The 22,781-nt window shown below is 62.2% G+C and carries 22 protein-coding genes; 1 reads left to right on the top strand and 21 read right to left on the bottom strand.

The annotated features are described in order from the left end of the window. Positions 1 to 326: 326 nt before the first annotated feature. The 11 genes from FFS49_RS31655 to FFS49_RS31605 all read right to left on the bottom strand — a co-directional run bounded on the left by FFS49_RS31655 (position 327) and on the right by FFS49_RS31605 (position 11,529). Positions 327 to 680 (bottom strand): hypothetical protein, encoded by a 354-nt coding sequence (locus FFS49_RS31655; RefSeq protein ID WP_224755894.1) that lies wholly within the window; start codon positions 678 to 680, stop codon positions 327 to 329. 374 nt (positions 681 to 1,054) lie between these two features. Continuing rightward, complete coding sequence (locus FFS49_RS31650) at positions 1,055 to 3,424, bottom strand: ATP-binding protein (RefSeq protein ID WP_137910151.1); 2,370 nt, start codon at positions 3,422 to 3,424, stop codon at positions 1,055 to 1,057. A 486-nt stretch (positions 3,425 to 3,910) separates the two neighbouring features. Beyond that, a complete protein-coding gene (locus FFS49_RS31645; RefSeq protein ID WP_137910150.1) occupies positions 3,911 to 4,258 on the bottom strand; it encodes a hypothetical protein in 348 nt (115 codons plus the stop codon). A gap of 47 nt (positions 4,259 to 4,305) precedes the next feature. Continuing rightward, positions 4,306 to 6,168, bottom strand: a complete 1,863-nt coding sequence (locus tag FFS49_RS31640; protein WP_105817167.1) for a methyl-accepting chemotaxis protein — start codon at positions 6,166 to 6,168, stop codon at positions 4,306 to 4,308. Between the two features lie 169 nt (positions 6,169 to 6,337). Continuing rightward, a complete protein-coding gene (locus tag FFS49_RS31635) occupies positions 6,338 to 7,018 on the bottom strand; it encodes an OmpA family protein (protein WP_105817168.1) in 681 nt (226 codons plus the stop codon). 39 nt (positions 7,019 to 7,057) lie between these two features. Next, the gene (locus tag FFS49_RS31630) at positions 7,058 to 7,822 is read right to left on the bottom strand and encodes a flagellar motor protein (RefSeq protein ID WP_105817169.1); all 765 of its coding nucleotides are present in this window, start codon (positions 7,820 to 7,822) and stop codon (positions 7,058 to 7,060) included. 13 nt (positions 7,823 to 7,835) lie between these two features. Continuing rightward, complete coding sequence (locus FFS49_RS31625; protein ID WP_105817402.1) at positions 7,836 to 9,077, bottom strand: cyclic nucleotide-binding domain-containing protein; 1,242 nt, start codon at positions 9,075 to 9,077, stop codon at positions 7,836 to 7,838. A 277-nt stretch (positions 9,078 to 9,354) separates the two neighbouring features. Beyond that, entirely contained in the window at positions 9,355 to 9,786 is a 432-nt protein-coding gene (locus FFS49_RS31620) for a lytic transglycosylase domain-containing protein (RefSeq protein ID WP_039344980.1), read from the bottom strand. 89 nt (positions 9,787 to 9,875) lie between these two features. Continuing rightward, a complete protein-coding gene (locus tag FFS49_RS31615) occupies positions 9,876 to 10,259 on the bottom strand; it encodes a hypothetical protein (protein WP_105817170.1) in 384 nt (127 codons plus the stop codon). 14 nt (positions 10,260 to 10,273) lie between these two features. Further along, a complete protein-coding gene (locus tag FFS49_RS31610; protein WP_105817403.1) occupies positions 10,274 to 10,645 on the bottom strand; it encodes a hypothetical protein in 372 nt (123 codons plus the stop codon). A 218-nt stretch (positions 10,646 to 10,863) separates the two neighbouring features. Further along, entirely contained in the window at positions 10,864 to 11,529 is a 666-nt protein-coding gene (locus FFS49_RS31605) for a glutathione S-transferase family protein (protein WP_047851689.1), read from the bottom strand. A 288-nt stretch (positions 11,530 to 11,817) separates the two neighbouring features. Here FFS49_RS31605 and phaZ point away from each other — a divergent pair, with 288 nt between their 5' ends. Further along, positions 11,818 to 13,173: a polyhydroxyalkanoate depolymerase gene (phaZ, locus tag FFS49_RS31600; protein ID WP_105817171.1), complete on the top strand. Its 1,356-nt coding sequence runs from the start codon at positions 11,818 to 11,820 to the stop codon at positions 13,171 to 13,173. A 105-nt stretch (positions 13,174 to 13,278) separates the two neighbouring features. On the opposite strand, the gene FFS49_RS31595 is transcribed toward phaZ, so the two are convergent. The 10 genes from FFS49_RS31595 to kdpB all read right to left on the bottom strand — a co-directional run bounded on the left by FFS49_RS31595 (position 13,279) and on the right by kdpB (position 22,771). Next, on the bottom strand, positions 13,279 to 13,749 hold the full coding sequence (locus FFS49_RS31595; RefSeq protein WP_039344907.1) for a DUF3761 domain-containing protein: 471 nt from the start codon (positions 13,747 to 13,749) through the stop codon (positions 13,279 to 13,281). Between the two features lie 61 nt (positions 13,750 to 13,810). Beyond that, complete coding sequence (locus tag FFS49_RS42175; protein WP_167316040.1) at positions 13,811 to 13,948, bottom strand: HHHH-motif protein; 138 nt, start codon at positions 13,946 to 13,948, stop codon at positions 13,811 to 13,813. A gap of 312 nt (positions 13,949 to 14,260) precedes the next feature. After that, the gene (locus tag FFS49_RS31590) at positions 14,261 to 14,695 is read right to left on the bottom strand and encodes a cupin domain-containing protein (RefSeq protein WP_105817172.1); all 435 of its coding nucleotides are present in this window, start codon (positions 14,693 to 14,695) and stop codon (positions 14,261 to 14,263) included. Positions 14,696 to 14,788: 93 nt separating this feature from the next. Continuing rightward, positions 14,789 to 15,556, bottom strand: coding sequence for an ATP-binding cassette domain-containing protein (locus tag FFS49_RS31585; RefSeq protein ID WP_039344915.1), 768 nt, complete (start codon positions 15,554 to 15,556; stop codon positions 14,789 to 14,791). A gap of 33 nt (positions 15,557 to 15,589) precedes the next feature. Then, positions 15,590 to 16,303, bottom strand: coding sequence for an ABC transporter permease (locus tag FFS49_RS31580; protein ID WP_046549412.1), 714 nt, complete (start codon positions 16,301 to 16,303; stop codon positions 15,590 to 15,592). After that, complete coding sequence (locus tag FFS49_RS31575; RefSeq protein WP_041493367.1) at positions 16,300 to 16,989, bottom strand: ABC transporter permease; 690 nt, start codon at positions 16,987 to 16,989, stop codon at positions 16,300 to 16,302. The genes FFS49_RS31580 and FFS49_RS31575 overlap by 4 nt, the downstream gene beginning before the upstream one ends. 174 nt (positions 16,990 to 17,163) lie before the next feature. After that, the gene (locus FFS49_RS31570) at positions 17,164 to 17,937 is read right to left on the bottom strand and encodes an ABC transporter substrate-binding protein (protein ID WP_039344924.1); all 774 of its coding nucleotides are present in this window, start codon (positions 17,935 to 17,937) and stop codon (positions 17,164 to 17,166) included. A gap of 273 nt (positions 17,938 to 18,210) precedes the next feature. Beyond that, positions 18,211 to 18,963 carry a response regulator gene (locus FFS49_RS31565; RefSeq protein ID WP_039344926.1) on the bottom strand — a complete coding sequence of 251 codons (753 nt, stop codon included), beginning with the start codon at positions 18,961 to 18,963 and terminating at the stop codon, positions 18,211 to 18,213. Next, entirely contained in the window at positions 18,960 to 20,666 is a 1,707-nt protein-coding gene (locus FFS49_RS31560) for a DUF4118 domain-containing protein (RefSeq protein ID WP_105817173.1), read from the bottom strand. The genes FFS49_RS31565 and FFS49_RS31560 overlap by 4 nt, the downstream gene beginning before the upstream one ends. An 80-nt stretch (positions 20,667 to 20,746) precedes the next feature. Beyond that, positions 20,747 to 22,771: a potassium-transporting ATPase subunit KdpB gene (gene kdpB, locus FFS49_RS31555; RefSeq protein ID WP_198108005.1), complete on the bottom strand. Its 2,025-nt coding sequence runs from the start codon at positions 22,769 to 22,771 to the stop codon at positions 20,747 to 20,749. Between the last annotated feature and the right edge of the window lie 10 nt (positions 22,772 to 22,781).

The raw sequence follows: 22,781 nt of genomic DNA, 5'->3' as shown, positions 1-22,781 counted from the left end.
GGTGGACTCCTTGCTGTTCGCGGCGCGCATTGCCGCTGCGGGCTACGCCCTTCGCGCTAATGCGCGCCAGCATGAAAAACCAACCACTGTCAGATTTAGTCTAGTCCACCGCAGTTGATTTGATGATTTGACGCCATTCGGCTGTTTCGGCAGGCGACGTGTCGCCTCACGGGCCTCGCGGTCGTGACAATTGTTGAAGGTGGCTGGAGGTGTGAGTCGCGGCGTTTGCGGCAATGGCCGGGGCGGTGTCGCCCCGGCAGTCAGTCGCATTCGGGAAACGCCTGCATTCCACTCGCTAGGGCCGCATCAAGCGGCCCTAGCAGGCGTTATAGCGGCGACGGTCCAGGGTCAGGATCGTGGTACGGCTGCTCTCGCAACGCCAACTGGCTGTAATCCGGCGTGATCGTGATCTGCCGGGTCACGTAGTTGGCGTCCACGTATACGCGGTCGCCAGGCTTGAATCCGAAGATCTTGAAATCAATGTCGATCGCCTTCATCCACGGCAGATACGGCCAGCCTCGCTTGGGAAGGTCCGGGTAATTGCGCAGGACCAGCTCAAACGTCTTTTGCATGTTGACCGGTTTGTTCTTTCTACGACGTGGCTTAGTATTGGCGTCAGCCATTTTCAACTCCTGTGTTGAGTTGGTGGTGGTCAGCGGGTCGTATGGGTTGCCGCCCATGCGGCCCGCGCTTCTTTGATGCCTTGGGTTTTCCCTTCTTTCTCCTTCTTCGCTGTGTCTTGTTGGGCAAGACGGCTTACGTTCGACTATCGGTGCGAAGGGGACTGCGTTCTACTCCCGATGACGAGAAGCTAGGCTTCAAGACCAGTGTAGTCGGGCGGGCATCTCAGAAATGGGGGATTGAGGGGGATTGGCCGAAAGGAATATAGGCGTACATGGCGAAAGACAGATACTTCAGGCTCGCCCTCGACAGCCGTCAAATTAATATATTTAAATAATAGCAATCGCCCATAACCACAAGCGAAAACTGCAGAAAATTTCAAATCTCGGGATGCAACCCCCATCCCGAGACGAAAGCATTTAATTTATAAACATCACTGAATATAATCTTTAAACTGCTTCAAATATTTCTCAATATCAAATGAGGCATTAGCCGCCTTCTTTTTTGACGCAGACACCTGCTTTGCCACGCGAGAAAGATGGACAAAGTATGCACGGTCATTGGTTTGCCTGTATCTTTCATCATATGAAATTGAGAGATAGTTACAACTTATGAACCATGGCTTTTGAACTTGGGTTTGATCGAAAATAGATTTTGCATACTCCAAAAATCGAATTGCCCGCCCATAATCCTTTCTATCAGCACACAGAAAAACACCCAAAAACATAGACAACGACGCATGAGCCGCCGTCCCAATTAGATAGCGATAATCATATTCAATAGACTCAAGAGCCTCTTCGTAGGCCCGCTGAATTTGATCGAGAACATTAACATTCCCCTTGTAGAATTTCCAAATTCCACTTTTTAGAAGCCGCGCCTTCTGAAGAGCGACATATGGATGGTTCGTAATCAACGAATGCTCATTCAAGTCCCGGATATATCTCTCAAACTCGAGTTTATCCCCCCTCCTAACGCACACCACCGCCTCACCATAAATAGAAAATAACTCAGCAATAACTATTTTATCAATATAATTACGCGGCTGCCATTCATTGACATTCTTATGAAGTGCAGAATTAGCATCAAGCGTTGTTTCAAGCTGCTCAAGCTTCTTCCTCATGCGATCCTTATGCTGCTTTATCTTATCGCGCAGATTACTCAACTCAAATCGATCCGGCAGCAACTTAATCAACACAAATCTCTTCGCAAACTCATTAAGCTCGTAATACTCCCCAGATTTCGTAAGAATAAGGCGCTCAAGAAGAAAATTGCACATCTTCTCCGCATCAGAGACCTCAATCTTTGCCAATCTACTGATCGAATACAATTCAATTCGCTCATCATAAAGAGATATGATGCACATCACATCATCAACCGGATACCCAGACTCCGACAAATAGCGCAGTGCCGCATCGAATGTATTTTTATACATGAAATTCGCGACCATCTCGGAGTTCTTTGAACGCATACTCTCCAAGGATTGCGTTAACTGGGCAAACGTAATTACATTGTTGTGAAGACCATTCAAAGCCTGCACGATAATGAGAGCATTGCCCTTTGATGTCTCAAGAAGGGACTCAGCCATTGCTCGAGTCAGAGAAACATTAAATCCCTCCGATTCAACTATATTCTCAACAAAAGAAATCCCCACATCATCCTTCTTGAACTCCCGGATATGAATCTTTTCCTCACACTGCTCCTCATTCCTCGAAGTTATTATAAATTGAACATTCCGAGGAAGAGATTTAACGAAGGCAAATATTTTTTTCTGCTCATCCGAATTGATATTTTCAATATTATCAATCGCAATAATTCCGCGTTGATATTTTTCAGCTATCTGATGCACAGAATCAAGTTTCAGACGCTTGCAAATTGCACTCGCCAGATCATCGAATGTTGAAAACTCCGGCCGAGCCGAATCAATATAAAATTCACCAGTCGAATTTGACGACCGCAGATATTCGTCCTTGCTGGAGAAAAACAGAAGATATTCAACATCCGAATACTTTCCATCTTTCTTATCTCGAAGCAGTCGATACAAAAATTCGGTAGTAATAGCAGTCTTCCCAACCCCACCATAGCCATACAAAAGCACCGACCCAGCAAGTCGTTGACGAATATCACTTCCCAAAAGCGAGGAATACAATTCACCGATTTCACTATCTCGACAAAGAAGATCGGTATGAGTTGATGTGGCAGATTCGAGATTGTGCAGCACATCAGCACCGTCCGTTACCTCTTTGTACTCTCGAATTGCTTCACGAAGACGTTCTTTCGTAGCATACCAAAAGAATTTTCCGTCAAGAGCGATAGTCACATTTTCCACAAAATTTGCAACTTTTGCGGCGTCAGGTATTGTAGTTGGCTTAGATGCTGGATGCGATAGATTATTTCTTATCTTATGAAACAGCGCACAAGAATAATGAAACTCCTCAACAGAGGAAAATTCCTTTGTCAACCCCTGTTTCTCGAACAAAGAATTGAAAAACAAAAGAAGAAGATCAATAGTCTCCGAGACATAGGGAACTTGATTATCAAATTTTCCCGTGGAAATTGAGCTACTGCAGTCCTGGAGAGCCTTATATATGGACGACGCATTTTTCTTAATGTTGTCCAACTTTCCTGCAAAGCGCTTCGAATAAATCAACGACGGGGTAATCGACACTGAATTCAGCGCCGAAATGAATTTAGCCTCTGACGGAAACGCCTCAACCATAATGAACGAAACGAAGCTTCGGAGAGCAACTTCAAATCCTTTCACCGCGCCGTCCAGCTTATGTGACTGTTTCTCTGAAATATACATTCAACCACCCCTTTTTATATTTACCGCAATGCACCTTTTTATTACGATGCCGATTTATTTCCCCGCAAGCAACCAAGGTCGAAATTCACACAACCCTTTTCGATCAAGCTCTCGCAACCCAAACTGGCAACGACGAATACGCCAAAATATCACCTCCCGCAACACAAGCAGCAATTCCGGGCACCGTCATCTCCTGCCAGAGGACATAAGTCTCTCTCCTTGCTTCACAGCGACAACCAACGCACTCGGCCCCTCCGGCACCCATCCTGGTTTTCCTCCAGCAGCGGCACCTTCACCACCGCATCAGCTAGTTTCCGCTTCACCGGCAACCGAAACGCTGCCGTTTCATCAGCGAACACATCCGTATAAAATGCCTCGTTATCGAATATAACGGCAATACCACCCGTCGACTTGACCCCAACATCTGTAGTTTTGCCCAAATATTCAAAAGTGCAGCCGTTGTAACAGCAGCTTCACCCCTTCCCATCATCGGACTTCAGGAGCAGCCTCATCTGGCCCGGGAGCAATCCCCGTTATCGCGAACAACGCTTTGCACGTTACTCCTAGCCTTCGCAGAAAACCCTGCTCCGGCCCGACGAGCTTACCCAGCCTTGTATTGACTTCGGGCGTATATATCTTGTCCGGATCCGCCCAATCCTCCATTCTGGCCGCATCAACCTCCGCCGCCACATTCTCCCAACAAGCAAGATAAGAATCCGCCGTCCAGCCAACAACCGTCGCCCCGACCCAACCTTCAATCTGAAAATGCGTTTCCTCTCTATAAACGTCACTACGTCCCGCGCCGACATGCAAAAAACGGCTGCCGTGCTCCACGGAAGCCGTCCTCGTGAACACCCCAGTCAGAAACCCGAAATCACCCCTTAATCATCCACCTTGAAAGCCGACACCAATCGAGTCAATTCCGCCGCCTGCTGCTTCAAGCTCGCCGCGGCCGCCGCGCTTTCTTCCACCAGCGCCGCATTCTGCTGCGTCATCTGATCGAGCGACTGCACTGCATCCCCGATCTGATCGATCCCGGCGCTCTGCTCCAGGCTAGCCTCCGCAATCTCGCTCATCATCGCGCTCACGCCCTGAACCTGCGAAACAACATCGCGCATCACCTTCCCGGCCTCACTCACCAGCCGCGACCCGGTATTCACCGTCCCCGCGCTATGCTCGATCAGCGTCTTGATCTCCTTCGCCGCCTGCGCGCTGCGCTGCGCCAGATTCCGCACCTCAGAAGCCACCACCGCAAACCCGCGCCCCTGCTCCCCGGCCCGCGCCGCTTCCACCGCCGCATTCAACGCCAGAATATTCGTCTGAAACGAAATGCTGTCGATCATCACGATGATCTCGGAGATCCGCTGCGACGCGTCGCTGATTTCCTGCATCGTGGTCACGACTTCACCCACCACCTGCCCGCCGCGGGCCGCCGTATCGGCCGCACCGTTGATCATCTTCGCGGCCGTGGTCGCCGTCTCGGTGTTGTTCCGCACCACGGCCGTGATCTCTTCCATCGACGAAGCCGTGCGCTCCAGGTTGCTCGACTGCCCTTCGGTGCGTTCACTGAGGTCCGCATTCCCCGTCGCAATCTGCGCCGACCCGGTCGCAATCGACGAGGAAGCCGCGCGAATGCTGTGCACCAGCGTCGACAGCGACGACACGAACCGGTTGAACGCATCCGACAACTGCCCGATCTCGTCCTGGCTCTCGACCGTCATCCGGCGCGTGAGGTCACCCTGCCCGCTGGCGATCTCCGACAGCAGCGTCGCCGCGCGACGAATCGGCGCGGCAATCGCACGCCCCACCAGCCAGATCACGAGCAGCGCAACACCAAGGCCCACCACCGCCGCAACCAGCGCCGCGCTACGAATCGCACGCGTCACCGGCCCGAGCAGCTCGGCCTGCGGCACCTCGACGACCACATACGCATTCAACTCCGGAATGAACGACGTCGCGATGAAACGCGCACCACCGTCACCGTTGTAGCTCAGATACGCATAAGGCTGACCAGCCAGCAGCGTCGACGACGCATCACCCGGCAACCCCTGCTGATCCTTCATGAAATGCTTGCCGTCGATCAACGCCGTATCGCGATGCATCATGATCGCGCCGTCGGGACGCACGAGATACGCGAACCCGGTCTCGCCAATCCGGTAAGCAGCAATACCCTTCGCGAGCGCATCGACGGACAGGCTCATGCACGCAGCACCAATCGGCACACCATCAAGCTCGACGCGGCTATTGATGAACATCATGTAGCCGCCGACAGTCACCTCGCGGTCCATGTTCACGTCGAACGCCTTGCCGGACGACAGGAAGCCGGTCAGCCACTGATCCTTGTCGGTCACCTTCCGCTGCAGGCCGGATTCGTTGTAGTAGTTGCCGCTCTTCACGGATACCCACTGCACCGACGCCGCCTTCTGCTCGTCCTTCACGTTCTTGGCCAACTGGATCCAGTTGCGCGTGCCGGCGTCGGGTTCGCCTTCGGCTTCCCATTGCAGCAGGAACGCATCGCGCGCGAGAATACGCGACGCGGCGATCGGCCCGGCCATCTGCCGCTGCACGTCGGCGCGGATGCCGTTCACGGCCGTCGGCAGCTCTTCGCGCACGACGCGATCGCGCACCGCGTTGCCGATCAGGCGGATGCTGAGCCCGCTCGAGATCGCGACGAACACGAGCAGGCAACTCGTCATGCTGAGAATCAGCTTGTTCTGTATGGAAAGCTTGCGCCAGAAATGCATGGGGAACCCTCGATAACCGCTCGGTCTGAGCCAGTTTGGGTTATCGGCATGCACGCGCAGAACCGCATCGCTGATTTCACATGTTCATCATGCGAGATTCGTTATGTCGTTGTCAGGCGGACATATGCGGCCGCTTATAGATGCGTGAACAACGAAAATTCGGCGGCAATCAATATGCAACGAAAATCGTGACGCGCCGGTTGCGCGCCCGCGCGGCGGCATCGTCCCCCGCGACCAGCGGCTGCGTATCGGCCCGCCCGATCGCCGCGAGCCGGTGCGGGGCGACGCCGCGCTCGGTCAGGTAGCGCACGACGCTCCCCGCGCGCGCCGACGACAGCTCCCAGTTCGATTCGTATTTCGCGTTCGCGATCGGCACGCTGTCGGTGTGGCCTTCGACGAGAATCTCGCCGGTCGCGTGATCGCTGAGTGCCTGCGCGATCTGGTTCAGCACGGGCGATGAATCAGGCAGCAAGCGCGCATCGCCTACGTTGAACAGGATCTTCGCGTCGATGCCGATCTCGACGCCATGCGGCGCTTTCACGAGCGAGATGCGGCCATTCGACTTCAACGAATCGAGCAAGGCGAGCCACGGCGGTGCGTGCTCCGACGTCACGGCAGCGGTAGCAGCAGCGGATGCACTCACCGCGCTTTCCGCATGCCGCGCAAGTGTCTGGTACCGCGCGTCCAGCGCGTTGTATTTCGCGAGCTGGAGCACGTACAACGCGAGAAACAGCACCATCAGCGTCGTGATGAGATCCGCGTACGAAATCAGCCAGCGGCCGGATTGCGCGCCTTCGAGTTCGTCGTCGTCGCGGTCGGCGGCGGATGCACCGTCAGTTCGAGCAGTCATGCGATTGGCATTCCGGGTTCGTCGTACGACACACGTGCATCACGCGAGCGATTCGACCGCGCGCCCGCGCACGTCGCCGGTCAGGCGTGTCTCGATCGTATGCGGCGATTCCTTGCGCGAGATCGCGAGCAAGCCGTCGAGATACAGCTTGCGAAACCGCAGCTCGCTGTCGATCTGCGCGCGCAGCTTGCCGTAAAGCGGCAGGAACACGAGGTTGGCGAACGCCAGCCCGTACAGCGTCGCGATGAACGCAACCGCGATGCCCGGCCCGAGCTGTGCCGGTTCGAGCATATGGCTCGTCACCTGCACGAGCCCGAGCACCGACCCGAGAATGCCGAACGTCGGCGCATACCCGCCCGCCTGCTGCCACACACGCGCAGCGGCGAGGCGGCTGCGTTCATAGGCATCGAGTTCGCGCTGCAGCGCGTCTTCGAGCACGGCGGTCGATACGCCGTTCGCCAGCAGTTCGAGCCCGCGGCGCGCGAACGGATGGATGCCGCTCACGTCCATCGATTCGAATGCGAGCAGCCCGTCGAGCTTCGCGCGGTCGCCCCATTCGAGCACGTCGGACAGGTTCTTGCGATCGACCTCGCGCGCACGGACGAACGCGAGCCGCAGTTGCTTCACCGCGTCGAGGAAGCGCGCCCACGTGTTCTGGATCATCACCGCGCCGAGCGTGCCGCCGAGCACGATGATGAGCGCCTCGAACTGGAACAGCATCGAGAAATGCCCGCCTTCCATCGCGAAGCCGAACACGATCGCAGCACCGCCCAACAGCACACCGGCCAGGGTCAACAGGTCCATGCGCGTCTCCTCGTCATGCGTCCGATGCCGATGCGACAGGCACGGTGCCCACCGCCGGCGCCTTTGCCGCGCGAACGGCATCCAGCACGCGCTGCTCGATATCCTCGATCTCGACCGGATCGAGCTTGAGCTCGCGACGCATCACCCACGACACCTCGTTGCGCCGCGCCTCGGTCATCACGGAGAACAGCTTGTCGGCCACCGCGCGATCGTCGAGATTCGCGATGAGCTTCGCGAGATCGTAGGTGTCGAACGTGCTGATGACGTCGAACAGCGTGCGCTGGTCGATCGTCACGAGATCCTCCAGCGAGCGCACCTCTCCACGACGCGCGTTGCGCCGCGAGAAGTACGTCACGCCCTTCTGTTCGACGTAACTGAGGACCTTCGATTTGCGGAACGCGAACAACTCGTCGGCAATCTCGCCGTTCGACAGCTTGTTGAGCAGCATCGTCTTCTCGACGCCGATCAGCGCTTCGAGATCGGCCAGTTCGATGAGTTCGAGTTCGCTGTTGATCGACAGGTCGAGATCGTGATCGGCCACTTGCTGCGCGCGATCGATCACGCGCGCGGCGTCGAACGTGACGACCTGGCGCGCATCCGACGACGCCGCGTAGTCGACCGCCCCGCCCGCATGGTCCGCCTGTGCCGCTTCGATCGTGACGAGATTGAGCTTCTCCATGCGTCGCAGCATCGCGAGCACATGCGGCCGCGAATGGCCGGCGATCGCGCGGCATTTGCGGATCACTTCGGCGAGCGGCACCGAGGTTTCGGCCGCATGGGCCTGCATCGGCCGGCGCGCCCACGTGTCGCCGCCATCGCGCGCGTCGGCGCCCGCCATCAGCGACAGCACGTGCGCATACGACAGCACGCCCGGCATGAAGTCGGCATGGGTGTAGGTGGCGAGCTGGTCGTCCTTGCGCTTCACGCGGCGGATCATCGTTCGCACGATGTGGCGCAGCAGCGCCGACACGCGCTCGATTTCTTCATCGAGCATGCCGGCCGGCACGACCGTGAGCTGACAGAATGAAAGTGCCTTCGCGGTATGAGCGCGCGGCTCGGCCGCGAGCAATGCCGATTCACCGAAGAACTCGCCGCGGCCGAGGGTCGCGACGACGACGCGCTTGTCTTCGCATCGTGTGGACAGCTCGACCTTGCCGTCGGTGATCAAGAAGATGACGGGCTCACCCGCAAAGCCCTCGGAGTAGATGATTTCTCCGGGCGCCGCCGTACGCGTCCACGATTGCTGACGATTCAAGTCGATTCCCCTGCTGCGCTTGCTTTCTTGTGCGGCGGCGCGTCGCGCTGCATGCGCGATCATCGCCGCCGTTCCCCGTGCTCCCGTTTACGACATACGCGGTGGAGTTCTTTAACCTCGTCGCAGGGGTTCCTTGAGCAGAATTTGATGTAAATCGTTTGCGCGGCAGAATCGGCTTGATGCATTCGGGAAAACGACAGGCTGCGGCACGTTCGTCGAACCGGCCGAGCCCGCCGCGATCCTTACTTCCGGCCTTCAACACTCACCAAAAGGCGGCTCATTCGTGCAAGCCCCACGACACGACCACCGCATGAATGTTTCGCGCGTATTCGTCCCGATAGCGCGGCGTTTCCGAGTGATAGGCACCGATCGCCTGCCAGGTGTTCCCATAGCGGACCATCTTGCGTTTCAGCATCCACGCCGCGACGTAGATGTTCACGCACGCATCCTTCAGCGCGCGTGGCGGCACGCCATAGCGGCGCAGCTCGCCGAAGTGCACCGAGTTGATCTGGGTCTGGCCGACGTCGATGCTGCCGTCCGCGTTGCGATGCACGGCAGCCGGATTGCCCTTTGATTCGTACCAGGCGATCGCGCGCAGGATATGCGGGTTGACGCCCTGATAGCCGGCCGCGCGCTCGAAGCATTCGTTGCCGGGCGCGTCGTCGGCGGCACGCACCGGCGTGACGATGAGCGCGCTCAACACCAACATCGCGAACCACAGCCATGGCGTGCAACGTCGTTGCATCGACGCCGCTCCGGTTCGAGCCGTCACGTATCCGCCGCTTCGAATCCGCGCGCTCATGGCGTCATCGCCAGCGCTGCCGCGCCGGCCCCCGTCGTGCGCCGCTCGTGCGTGCTTTTCGCCAACGCGTCGTCGAGCTTCTTGTCCTCGGCGGCGAGCGCCGCGCGCGACTCGTCGGTCACGACGAGACGCACCTGCAATTCCGGCGCCTTCTTCACGGGCGATGCGTGGCGCAGCTTCTTCGCGTGACGGCCGCCCGTCGGTGCGGGTGCCTGCACTTCGTCGTCGCCGCCCGCTCCCGGCGGCAGCGACGCGAATGGCGGCAGCGGTGGAAACACCTGGTTGGATGCAGCAGGGGCAAACAGCACGCCATCGCCGGGCGTCGCCGCACACGCGGTGCCGCACACGAACACGGCGGCACAGATCGACAGTCGTAGCATCGCGGGATCTCCTGTTATTGGCTCGGTCCGACCTGGACGCTGTATGGCCGGCAACTGCCGGCCGCGACGTTCTCGACGCGCACCGCCGCAGCACGCGGCGTCGCAATGCCGCGTTTGATCGACTGGTTCAGGTAGCCGAAATCCTGCGGCAGCGCGGCCACGCGAATCGTCATCGGTTGCGACTGCTTCGATGCCAGCGCACCGACTTTCGCGAGCAACGCGGTCAACTGAGGATCGCGCGCACCAAGCGCATCGGCTGGTATGACGAAATCGACGAGCGACGTCGACGCAGACGGCGCATCGGTGTGCACATTCGCGTCCTGGTGTGCGGGTTGAAGTTGTGCGCAGCCGGCTGACGTGACGAGCGCAGCGGCAAAGACAAGCATGACGAACGGTTTCACGTGTTTCTCTTGCGGTCACTGGACCTGCGTTATCGGCACCGCGCCCGCGATGTTTACCCCGATAACGCACGTGGCCCGCCGCACGGGGCCTCACGCCGTGGCGGCGATTCGTCCGATTTAAGCGCGCTTTGATCAGACGCCATTCATCCGATATTTGAGCGCGTCATGCATGACGACGCGTGTGCCGCACGTGATCCGGCGCGTCAGAACTCCATGTCGAGTTCGTCGATGTCTTCGTGCTCCGCCTTCGCCGCATCGATCCACTCCGCGACGAACGGATGCGCGAGCACCTGCATGCAGTACTCGGCGATGTCGGGTTCCAGTTTCACGTCGTAGGTCAGGAAGCGCGTGACGACCGGCGCATACATCGCGTCGGCGATGCCGATCTCCGCGCCGAACAGCCAGGGGCCGCCGTATGCGGCCAGGCACTCGCGCCAGATCGTCACGATCCGCTCGATGTCGTGCTGCGCGCGCGACCAGATGCGGAAGCCGGGGAAATGCGCGCGCAGGTTCATCGGCAACGCGGAGCGCAATGCGCTGAAGCCTGAATGCATCTCACCGCAGATCGACCGGCAATGCGCGCGGGCTCTCCGGTCTTCCGGCAGCAATCGCGCCTGCGGCCGGATTTCGTTCAGGTATTCGGCGATCGCGAGCGTGTCCCACACCGTGTTGCCGTCGTGTGTGAGGCACGGCACGAGAATCGACGGCGACAACAGCAGCAACTCCGCGCGCGACGCGGCATCGATCGGCACGCTGACCGTCTCGAACGTGAGCCCGCTCAGCTTAGCGAGCAGCCAGCCGCGCATCGACCACGACGAGTAATTGCGGCTGCTGATGGTCAGCGTCGTCTGTCCTCCGGTGACTTCCATGTCGCTCCCCTGTTCAAGACCGTTCGTGCCCCTGCACCGAAACAGACGCCATGTGGCGCCACCCGCACCATGCCGGTGCCGCGCATTCGCCGAACTGGCGCAGCGCCGCACGCTGTCGCTACACATGTCGCACGTCCGGCCGGCCCGGCAACGCATCGCGCGCGGCTGCCGGCTGTCGCGCGCCGCCTGCGTCGCCGCGTTCCCGAACCGCGTGCAACGCGCGTGCCAGCCGCAAGCTGGCACATCGCTTGCCTCGTTCCTTGCAACGCGGCACAACGAGCGACAGCCATGAATCTGCTTGCCTATCCGTTCTATCAATGGTCTGCAGAATGCACGCGTCCGGCGCGCGCATGGGCCGCCGCTACCCGCGCGACGATGTCGCTGTGGCCGCCCGCCACCGCGACGCCGACCGGCCGCATGCTCGACGCGCTGTGCGAACTGCTCGAATGCTGCGCGTTCTCGCATCGGCGGCCGCCGTTCGGCATCGCGTCGATCGTCGTCGACGGCGAAACGGTGCCGATCGTCGAGGAAGCCGCCGCGGCCACACCGTTCGGCACGCTGCTGCATTTCCGCAAGGCGCGGCCGGTGGCGCGCCAGCCGCGCGTGCTGATCGTCGCGCCGATGTCCGGGCATTTCGCGACGCTGTTGCGCGGCACCGTGCATACGATGCTCGCCGACCACGACGTGTACATCACCGATTGGCACAACCCGCGCGACATCCCGCTGACGGCCGGACGGTTCGGCTTCGACGAATACGTCGCGCACGTGATCGACTTCATCCACCATATCGGCCCGGATGCGCACGTGCTCGCGATCTGCCAGCCAACCGTTGCCGCGCTCGCGGCGGTTGCGCTGATGGCCGCCGGCGGCGATCCGGCGCAGCCCGCGAGCCTGACGCTGATGGCGGGGCCGATCGATTGCCGCGTGAATCCGACGAAGGTCAACGCGCTCGCAACGAGCCAGCCGATCGAATGGTTCGCGCGCAACCTGATCAGCGTCGTGCCGGCGGGCTTCGTCGGCGCGCAACGACGCGTGTATCCGGGTTTCGTGCAGGTCGGCGCGTTCATGTCGATGAATCCCGATCGCCATGCGGCATCGTTCGCCGATCTGTATTACCAGCGCGCGAAAGGCGACCCGGCAAAAGCCGACACGCTGCGGCACTTCTACGACGAATACTTCGCCACCGCCGATCTCACCGCGGAGTTCTATCTGGAAACGGTCGAGAAGGTGTTCCAGCAATACGCGCTCGCGCGCGGCGAGCTGACGGTCGGCGACCGGCTCGTCGAACCGGCGGCGATTCATCGCACCGCGCTGTTGACGATCGAAGGCGAGAAGGACGATATCTGCGCAGTGGGCCAGACGGTGGCCGCGCAGGAACTGTGTTCGGGGTTGCCGCCGTACCTGAAGACGCATCACGTACAGACGGGCGCAGGCCACTACGGCGTGTTCAACGGCAGCCGCTGGGAAACGCAGATCTATCCGATCGTGCGGGCGACGATTCACGACAACGAGCCGTACGATCGCACCGCGGGTGCGGAAGGCAACGCGGACGGCACGCATTACGTGACGCTGCGCGCGCTGCTCGATGCGCGCGCAACCATGAGCGAGGTGGCGACCGACACACCGTCGCATCAAGCTCACTGAAGCCGGACGACGCTGAAAATGAAACGCCCCGCCGTTGATGGCGGGGCGTGCGTTGCTGCAGCGTGCGGACGACGCGCGAGGGAGCGGCTCGCGCGTCAGCCTGCGTTACGAACAGGCCTTGCCGTGCGACGCGTGGTAGCCCTTCGCCTTCGCGTCGGCTTCCGACATGTAGCTGCCGTGCTTCGTCTTGCCGTAGTACTTGTCGGTCGAGCAGTGGTAGACCTTCGTGCTGTCGTTCGCCCATACCTTGCCCGCGCCGCCGCCCGGCGCTGCCGCCGCGGTCGTTGCAGCCGCGCTCTTCGCCGGCGCGGTGCCGGACGCAGGGGCTGCTGCGGAAGCTGCCGTGGCCGGCGCTGCGGCCGGTGCGCTCGCGGCTGCCGCCGACGATGCGCCGTACCAGGTCTTCACACCCTTGTGGCCTGCGCATGCGCCCTTCTTCGATGCGCCCGAGTAGAACGAGCCGTCCTTGCACAGACCGGTCGTGCCGGCCGGCGCGCTGGCCGGAACCTGCGCGAATGCACCGATCGACATACCCATGCCGGCGACCAGCGCGGCGATCAACATCGTCTTTTTCATAGTCCTCTCCTGATTTGCCTGAATAAAGCCTGCGTTCCGGGTATCCCCGGGAAAGTCGCGGTTACCGCACCCAGCGGCACACGCGATGGTGGTGGTGATCGACATGACACACACGGTGCGAATGCGCTTCGGCCAGTGCCGGAGCGAGAACGGCACATGCCACTGCGGTGGCCGTCAGGATCTTCGCGATACGCTTCATGAAACTCTCCCGGGTAACTCAACCGGTGATCCGGCTGTACCTCCTTAACGCCGGTCGACGACAGGCCGTGCACCGCATCCCCCCGCAATTGACGATCTTTGACAACGTGGCGCCGTCAACGCATCGAAGCTGACGAATGTCTTTCTTTTCTTTCCGGATCTTCAGCATCGCGACCGTCAGGATCCGAAAGAATGTGACGAAGGGGAAAGCGGATCGCGGGTGCGCGCGGAACCAACGGAAGCGCTCGGCGCGCCATAACGAAAAAACCGCCCGAAGGCGGTTCGTCGCAAGCGTGCACATCATGCGCGGCAGCTACGCCCCCGCCTCTCCCCACGGCGTCGGCGGCGGTACCGCGCATGGCCCCTCGACATCGATCGACGTGAAATCGGCGGGCCCGACGATCTCCAGGTACTCCATGTCCGGCGAGTAGTCGAACAGGTAGTGAACGATTCCCGGCGCCTGATGCACGCAGTCGCCGGCGCTCACCAGCGTCTCCCGTTCACCGTACATGAAGCGCGCCCAGCCCTTCAGCATGATCACGATATGGAACTCGGCCTCGTGACGGTGCCAGCCGGTGCCCGCCTCCGGTGCATGATTCGCCCTGACGAGTTGCGCGACGACCTTGCCGTTCGTCGCGGCCGCGATACCGAGATCGCGATACAGGAAGAAGTCGCGCAGGCCTTCGCCGCGATACGCGGTGTCCTGCGGCTTCACATGGGAAAAGGCGGTGGTGGTCGGTGTGCTCATCGCGGTGCTCCTTCATTGAAAGGATCCCGCGTGACAAGCATTTAGCGTTCCAGTATGCGACGTCGCCGATGATGCGCGACGCCGCCTGCCCGCTTACTTCAACCGCCCCGACAGAAACTGCCCGAGCCGTTCGCTCTTCGGATTCACGAGAATCTCCTGCGGATTCCCCTCCTCCTCGATCTTCCCCTGATGCAGGAAGATCACGTGATTCGACACGTTGCGTGCGAAACCCATCTCGTGCGTAACGACGACCATCGTGCGGCCTTCCTCGGCGAGCTTCTGCATCACCTTCAGCACTTCGCCGACGAGCTCCGGGTCGAGCGCCGACGTCGGCTCGTCGAACAGCATCACTTCCGGTTCCATCGCAAGCGCGCGTGCAATCGCCACACGCTGCTGCTGGCCGCCCGACAGGTGCGACGGATACATGCCCTCGACGCGCGGCGCGAGGCCGACCTTCTCCAGGTACTTGCGCGCTCGCGCGATCGCCTCGTCCTTGCCGACGCCGAGCACGGCCATCGGCGCTTCGATGATGTTCTCGAGCACCGTCATGTGGGCCCACAGGTTGAAGTGCTGGAACACCATCGACAGCTTGGTGCGCATCCGCTGCAGCTGCTTCTGGTCGGCCACGCGCAGCGAGCCGTTGCGGTCGCGCGTGGTCTGGATCGGCTCGCTGCCGATCGTGATCTGCCCGGAGCACGGCTGCTCGAGGAAGTTGATGCAGCGCAGGAACGTGCTCTTGCCGGATCCGCTCGAACCGATGATGCTGATCACGTCGCCGGCCTTCGCCTTCATCGACACGCCCTTCAACACCTCGTTGTCGCCGAACTTCTTGTGCAGGTTGTCAACGGTAAGCTTGTACATGCTGGGTCCTTCCTTGCGAATCTTGCGAATGCGTTAGTGGCCGCGCGGCGAGAGGTACGCGAGCCAGCGCGTCTCGAGCTTGCGGAACGCCCAGATGAGCGTGAACACGACGGCGGCGTACAGCACGGCCGCGATGCCGTAGGCCTGGAACGACATGTAGGTCGCCGAATTGACGTCGCGCGTGACCTTCAGGATGTCGGGCACGGTCGCGGTGAACGCGAGCGTCGTTGCGTGCAGCATCAGGATCACTTCGTTGCTGTAGCTCGGCAGCGAGCGGCGCAGCGCGGAAGGCAGGATGATCCGCGTATAGAGCTTGAAGCGCGACATGCCGTACGCCATGCCGGCCTCGATCTCGCCGGCCGACGTCGCCTTGATCGCCCCCGCGAAGATCTCGGTGGCATACGCGCATTCGTTCAGCACGAACGCGAGCAGCGTACAGTTCATCGCGTTGCGGAAGAACGTGTCGAGCAGCACGTGGTTGTGCACGACCTGCAGGCTGTAGATGCCGGTGTAGCACATCAACAGCTGCACGTAGAGCGGCGTGCCGCGAAACACGTACGTATAGAGCCACACCGGGCCGGAGATCCAGCGGTTCGACGAAGCGCGCGCGATCGCGAGCGGCACGGCGAGCGCGAAGCCGAACGCGATCGACACCACCAGCAGCCACAGCGTGATCGCGAGGCCGCTGAAGCGGTAGCCGTCGGTGTAGAGATAGCTTTGCCAGTACTGGCTGACGAGTTCGATCACAGTGCGAGCCTCCGGACGCCGACGGAATAACGCTTCTCCAGGTGATGCAGCACGACGTTGGACACCGTCGTGATCGCGAGGTAGATCGCGCCTGCAGCCAGCGTGAAGAAGAAGAAATCGAGGGTGCTCTTGCCCGCGTCCTGCGACGCTTTCACCACGTCGGCAAGGCCGATGATCGACACGAGCGCGGTGGCCTTCACGAGCACCTGCCAGTTGTTGCCGATGCCGGGCAGCGCGAAGCGCATCATCTGCGGGAACAGGATGCGGCGGAACACGCGCCAGCCGCTCATCCCGTACGCGAAGCCCGCTTCGAGCTGGCCGCGCGGCACCGCGAGGAACGCGCCGCGGAACGTCTCGGTGAAGTACGCGCCGTAGATGAAGCCGAGCGTGATGACGCCGGCCACGAACGGGTCGATGTCGATCTGGTCCCAGCCGAGCATGTCGGTGACGTTGTTCAGCAGGATCTGGATCCCGTAAAACAGCAGCAGCATCAGCACGAGGTCCGGCACCGCGCGGATCAGCGTCGTGTAGAAGGTGCCGATCGACTTGAGCATGCGGTTCGTCGACAGTTTCGCGCTTGCGCCGATGAGGCCCAGCACGAGCGACGCCGCGAGCGACAGCACCGCGAGCTTCACGGTTTCCACCGTGCCGGCCCACAACAGCGGGCCAAATCCTTGGAAGATCATATGAGGGATCCAGAACGATGTGGCTGGATTGTCAATAGCCATTACCCGCGCATCAAACGATATCTGCGCACTACCTGATGCAGCCTGCTCATCAAGTCGGACGCATCGCGCGAAGCGGGTTGCACCCACGACAGGCGCGGCGCGCACCGCAACCGATGCGCGCCGCAGGGAGAATCAACCGCCGTAGACGTCGAACGCGAAGTACTTCTTCTCGAGCTTCTTGTACGTGCCGTCCTTGATGATGTCGGCGATCGCGTGGTCGATCTTCGCCTTCAGGTCGGCGTCGTCCTTGCGCAGCCCGATGCCGGCGCCGTTGCCGAGCGTCTTCGGATCGTCGATGTCCTTGCCGGCGAATTCGAAGTTCGCGCCGCGCGGCGTCTTCAGGAAGCCGATGTCGGCCTGCACCGCGTCCTGCAGCGCCGCGTCGAGGCGGCCCGACATCAGGTCCTGGTACACGCCGTCCTGGTTCTGGTAAGGCACGACCTGCACGCCCTTCGGCGCCCAGTAGGCCTTCGCGTAGGTTTCCTGGATGGTGCCCTGCTCGACACCGACCGACTTGCCCTTCAGCGATTCGGCCGTCGGCTGCAGGTTCGTGCCCTTCTTCGCGACGAGGCGCGTCGGCGTGTTGAACAGCTTGTCGGAGAACGCGATCTGCTCGGCACGCGCCGGCGTCATCGACATCGACGACAGCACGCCGTCGAACTTCTTCGCCTTCAGCGCGGGAATCATCCCGTCGAAGTCGTTCTCGATCCACACGCATTTCGCCTTCAGGCGGGCGCAGATCTCGTTGCCGAGATCGACGTCGAAGCCGACGACCTTGCCGCTTGCGTCCTTCGATTCGAACGGCGGATAGCTGGCGTCGACGCCGAACCGGATCGTCGACCAATCCTTGGCGTGGGCACCGACCGCGATGCAGGCAAGGGCAATACTGAGCGCGAGTTTCTTCATGGCGTTCCTGTCAGAGGCGAACTGGGCTGGGTCCCGTCGGGCGGCGCCGCCGTGAACCCTTCCAACCCGGAGTCCGCCCCTTCCGGCGACACCCCAAGTTGTACATACAACTTTGCCTTTTCAGAAGGTGCGCCAGCAATCCGTGTTTATCTCTAATTGTCGGTTCAATAGGATCGTGGGTCGCAAATTTCCTTATATTTCAATTAATTGCGAATTACATCGAGCTAAACAACAGCTTTCTTCGCGCGCCGGCGCACGGCCGGACGCGCGATTTCAGTTGTCTAGACCTGCCGATACCGCGCCGCGCGGCCCGTCCGCCATGCCGACCGTTTCCAGGCCGACCAGCCGGTAGCCGAACTGCAGCTCCGTCAGCAGGTGCCGCGGCCGCGCCGGCACCGGTTCGAGCTTCTGCCGCAGGTTCGTCATGTACACGCGCACGTAGTGCGCGCGGTCTGCATCGTGGATGCCCCAGACTTCCGCCAGCAATTGCCGCGCGGCAATCACGCCGCCGCGCGCGCGGATCAGCGCGGCGAGCAGCCGGAATTCGAGGCGCGTCAGATGGACCGGCTCGCCGCCGCGCGCAACCTCGTGGCGACCGAGATCGACGGTCACGTCGCCGAACCGCACGATCGACGACGATTGCCCGTCGGCCGACACGAACGCCGCGCGCCGCAACTGCGCGCGTGCCCGTGCGAGCAGTTCGGGCACGCCGAACGGCTTCGGCAGGTAGTCGTCCGCGCCCGCATCGAGCGCCGCGACCTTCTCCACTTCCTGCTGCCGCGCCGACAGCACGATCACCGGCACCGTCGACCATTCGCGCAACTCGCGGATGAAGGTCTTGCCGTCGTCGTCCGGCAGCCCGAGATCGACGATCACGAGATCGGGCTTGCTGCTCGACGCATACATCCGCGCCTCGCGGGCCGTCGACGCCTCGCAGGTGTCGAGCCCTTCCTGTTCCAGCGCCATCCGCACGAAGCGGCGGATGTCCGACTCGTCCTCGACGATAAGTACGCGCGATCTGATCATGTCCGGCTCTCGTGTTCGATATCGGGCGGCGCGCCCAGTGGCAGGCGAATCTCGAACCGCGCGCCGTGCGGATCGAGCGGCACCGCGCGGATCGAGCCGCCGTGCGCGTTGACGATGCTGCGGCACAGCGCGAGCCCGAGCCCGACGCCGCTGATCGACGATTCCTTGCGCTCTCGCTCGAACGGCTCGAACAGCGGCTCGGTGTTGCGCGCAATGAAGCCGGGCCCGTCGTCCTCGACGAATACGTACAGCGTTTCGCCGAACACGCGCGCACGCACCGCCACGGCCGCGTCCGTGCCCGCATACTTCGCCGCGTTGTCGAGCAGGTTCATCAGCACGCGCTCGATCAGCAGCGCGTCGACGTCGATCAGCGGCAGGTCGGCCGGCAAGTCGGCGCTCACGTCGCGGCCGGCCAGCACGCCGGCCGAATGCGCGAGCGCGCTGCCGACGATCTCGTCGAGCATGTGCCATTCGCGATTCAGCCGCACGCCCTCGCTCTGCATGCGCGCGAGGTCGAGCAGGTTCACGACGAGCCCGTGCAGCGCCTCGGCCTGGTTGCGGATGCCGTGCGCGAGTGCGGCCGGCTGCCCGTCGGCCAGCCGCTCGGGCCGCTCGAGTGTCTCGGCGAGCCCGCGGATCGCGGTCAGCGGCGTCTTCAGGTCGTGCGACACCGCGGCGAGCAGCGCGTTGCGCAGCCGCTCGCCTTCGATGCGGACCAGCGTATGCTGCGCGACACCGACGTAGTGCACGCGTTCGAGCGCCATCGCGATCGACGAGCACAATGCGTCGATCAGGCGGCGATCGTCGGGGTCGGTGGGCACCGGCTGCGCGTCGCCGAACAGCACGAGCACGCCGCGCACGCGCATCGGCGCCTTCAGCGGCAGGTACTGCGCGGCCGCGCGCTCGAACGGCGGCAGCCCGCACCCGGCGCCACGCGCATGCTCGTAGACCCAGCGGGCGATCGATGCTTCGACAAACCGGGCGTGCTGCGCCGGCATCAGATGGTCATTTGCATCCGGCAGCACGAGCGCGACGCGCACGCCGAGCAGCGGCGCGATCGTGCCGGTGCAGATCGATGCGATCTGCTCGGTCTCGATCGCCGCCGACAGGTCATGCGCGACCCGTGCCAGCGCCGCCGAGCGCTTCTCGTTCGCACTTGCGGCCCGCGCCTCCGCACGCAATCTCGCCGCAAGCTGGCCGATCGCGAGCGCGACAGCGAGCATCAACGCGAACGTGAACACGTACTGCGTATCGGACACCGCGAACGACAGCCTCGGCTCGACGAAGAAGAAGTCGAAGCAGCCGACGCACACGAACGCGGCCCACGCGCCGGCGAGCCGGCCGAGCCGCAGCGCGATCAGCACGACGGTCATCAGGAACAGCATCACGACGTTCGACAGGTCGAACACGCGCAGCAGCGCGCTCGCCGCGAGTGTCGCCAGCGCGCACACGAGCGTGGCGAGCAGCAGCGGCACCGCGTACTGCGACATCCATACGTGCGTGCGCGGTCGCGCTTCGCGCACGGCCAGCGCCGGCTGCGTGTCGGGCCCGGCGCCCGCGATGCGGTCGGCCAGTGCCGCGCATGCGCGCAGCATGCCGCGCCAGCGGTCGCGACCCACGCCGTCACCGCTGAGGCGGGCAGCGGTGTCACGCTGCCCCGTTGTCCGTCGATTCGCTTCGCTCACGTTCACATTCACATCCATGATCGCTTCCGGCAATTGAAACGCCGAACGGCCCCGCGCACGCCATGAAGGCATGAGCGGGGCCGCGACGGCGCGTTCGGTCAGATAAACGGCGTCAACAGCATGTCGATCAGCTTGATGCCGATGAACGGCGCGATGATGCCGCCCACGCCGTAGATCAGCAGGTTGCGCCCCAGCAGCTTCTCGGCCGGCTCCGCGCGATACTTCACGCCCTTCAGCGCGAGCGGGATCAACGCAACGATGATCAGCGCGTTGAAGATCACCGCCGACAGGATCGCCGACGTCGGGCTGTGCAGCCCCATCACGTTCAGCGCGCCGAGCGCCGGATAGGTCGCGACGAACGCGGCCGGGATGATCGCGAAATACTTCGCGAGATCGTTGGCCACGCTGAAGGTGGTCAGCGCGCCGCGCGTCATGATCATCTGCTTGCCGACCTCGACCACCTGCATCAGCTTGGTCGGGTTGCTGTCGAGGTCGACCATGTTGGCCGCCTCCTTCGCCGCCTGCGTGCCGCTGTGCATCGCGACGGCCACGTCGGCCTGCGCGAGCGCGGGCGCGTCGTTGGTGCCGTCGCCGGTCATCGCGACGAGATGGCCCTTCGCCTGGTGCTCGCGGATCAGCCGCAGCTTGTCCTCGGGTGTCGCTTCGGCGAGGTAGTCGTCGACGCCGGCTTCCGCCGCGATCGCGGCCGCGGTGAGCCGGTTGTCGCCGGTGATCATCACGGTCTTCACGCCGACCTTGCGCAGCTCGGCGAAACGCGCGGCGATCCCGTGCTTGACGATGTCCTTCAGCTCGATCGCACCGAGCACGCGCGAGCCGTCGGCCACGACGAGCGGCGTGCCGCCGCGTCGCGCGATGTCGTTGACGGCCGTCTCGACCGCTTGAGGAAACATACCGCCGAGCGCATCGACGTGCGCGCGGATTGCGGAGGCCGCGCCCTTGCGCACCTGCCGCTCGCCGATGTCGAGGCCGCTCATCCGCGTGCGTGCGCTGAACGGCACGGTGATGCTGCCGGCGGTGGCGACCACGTCCAGCGAGAAGCGCTGCTTCGCGAGCGCGACGATCGAGCGCCCTTCCGGTGTCTCGTCGGCGAGCGACGACAGTTGCGCGGCCTCGGCCAGCGCGCGCTCGTCCACGCCCGGCGCGGGGCGGAACTGCACGGCTTCGCGGTTGCCGAGCGTGATCGTGCCGGTCTTGTCGAGCAGCAGCACATCGACGTCGCCGGCCGCCTCGATCGCGCGGCCTGACGTCGCGAGCACGTTCGCGCGCATCATGCGGCTCATCCCCGCGATGCCGATCGCCGACAGCAGCGCACCGATCGTCGTCGGGATCAGGCACACGAGCAACGCGATCAGCACGGTCAGGCTCACCGCCGTGCCCGATGCGTTCAGCAACACGCTGAACTGCGAGAACGGCAGCAGCGTCACGCACACGAGCAGGAAGATGATCGTCAGCGCGACGAGCAGGATCGTCAGTGCGACCTCGTTCGGCGTCTTGCCGCGTTTCGCGCCTTCGACCATCGCGATCATCCGGTCGAGAAATGCCTCGCCCGGTTGCGCGGTGATCTTCACGATGATCCAGTCGGACAGCACGCGCGTGCCGCCCGTCACCGACGAGAAATCGCCGCCCGACTCGCGGATCACCGGCGCGGATTCGCCGGTGATCGCCGATTCGTCGACCGACGCGACGCCGTCGATCACTTCGCCGTCGGCCGGAATCGTGTCGCCGGCTTCGACTAGCACGATGCTGCCGGCCGCAAGCTCGTCGCTCGGCACGCGATGGCTGGTGCTGCCGAATTGCTTCGGCTCGTCGAGCACCTTCGCATACACGCGCTTGCGCGCCGCACGCAGCGCGTCGGCCTGCGCCTTGCCGCGCCCTTCGGCGAGCGCTTCGGCGGCATTCGCGAACAGCACGGTGAACCACAGCCAGCACGCGACCGCGAAGATGAAGCCGGCCGGCGCGTCGCCGGTGCCGGTCAGCGCCTGCAGCCACAGCACGGTCGTGACGATGCTGCCGAGATACACGACGAACATCACGGGGTTCTTCAACTGCACGCGCGGCGCGAGCTTGCGGAATGCCTCGCGCAGCACGGCCGTCCAGCGCATCGGCGGCACG

The sequence above is a fragment of the Burkholderia sp. 4NA327C6 genome (genome assembly GCF_005502655.1).
GTDB classification, from domain to species: Bacteria; Pseudomonadota; Gammaproteobacteria; order Burkholderiales; family Burkholderiaceae; genus Burkholderia; species Burkholderia contaminans.
This window is presented reverse-complemented; position numbering and strand designations above follow the sequence as displayed.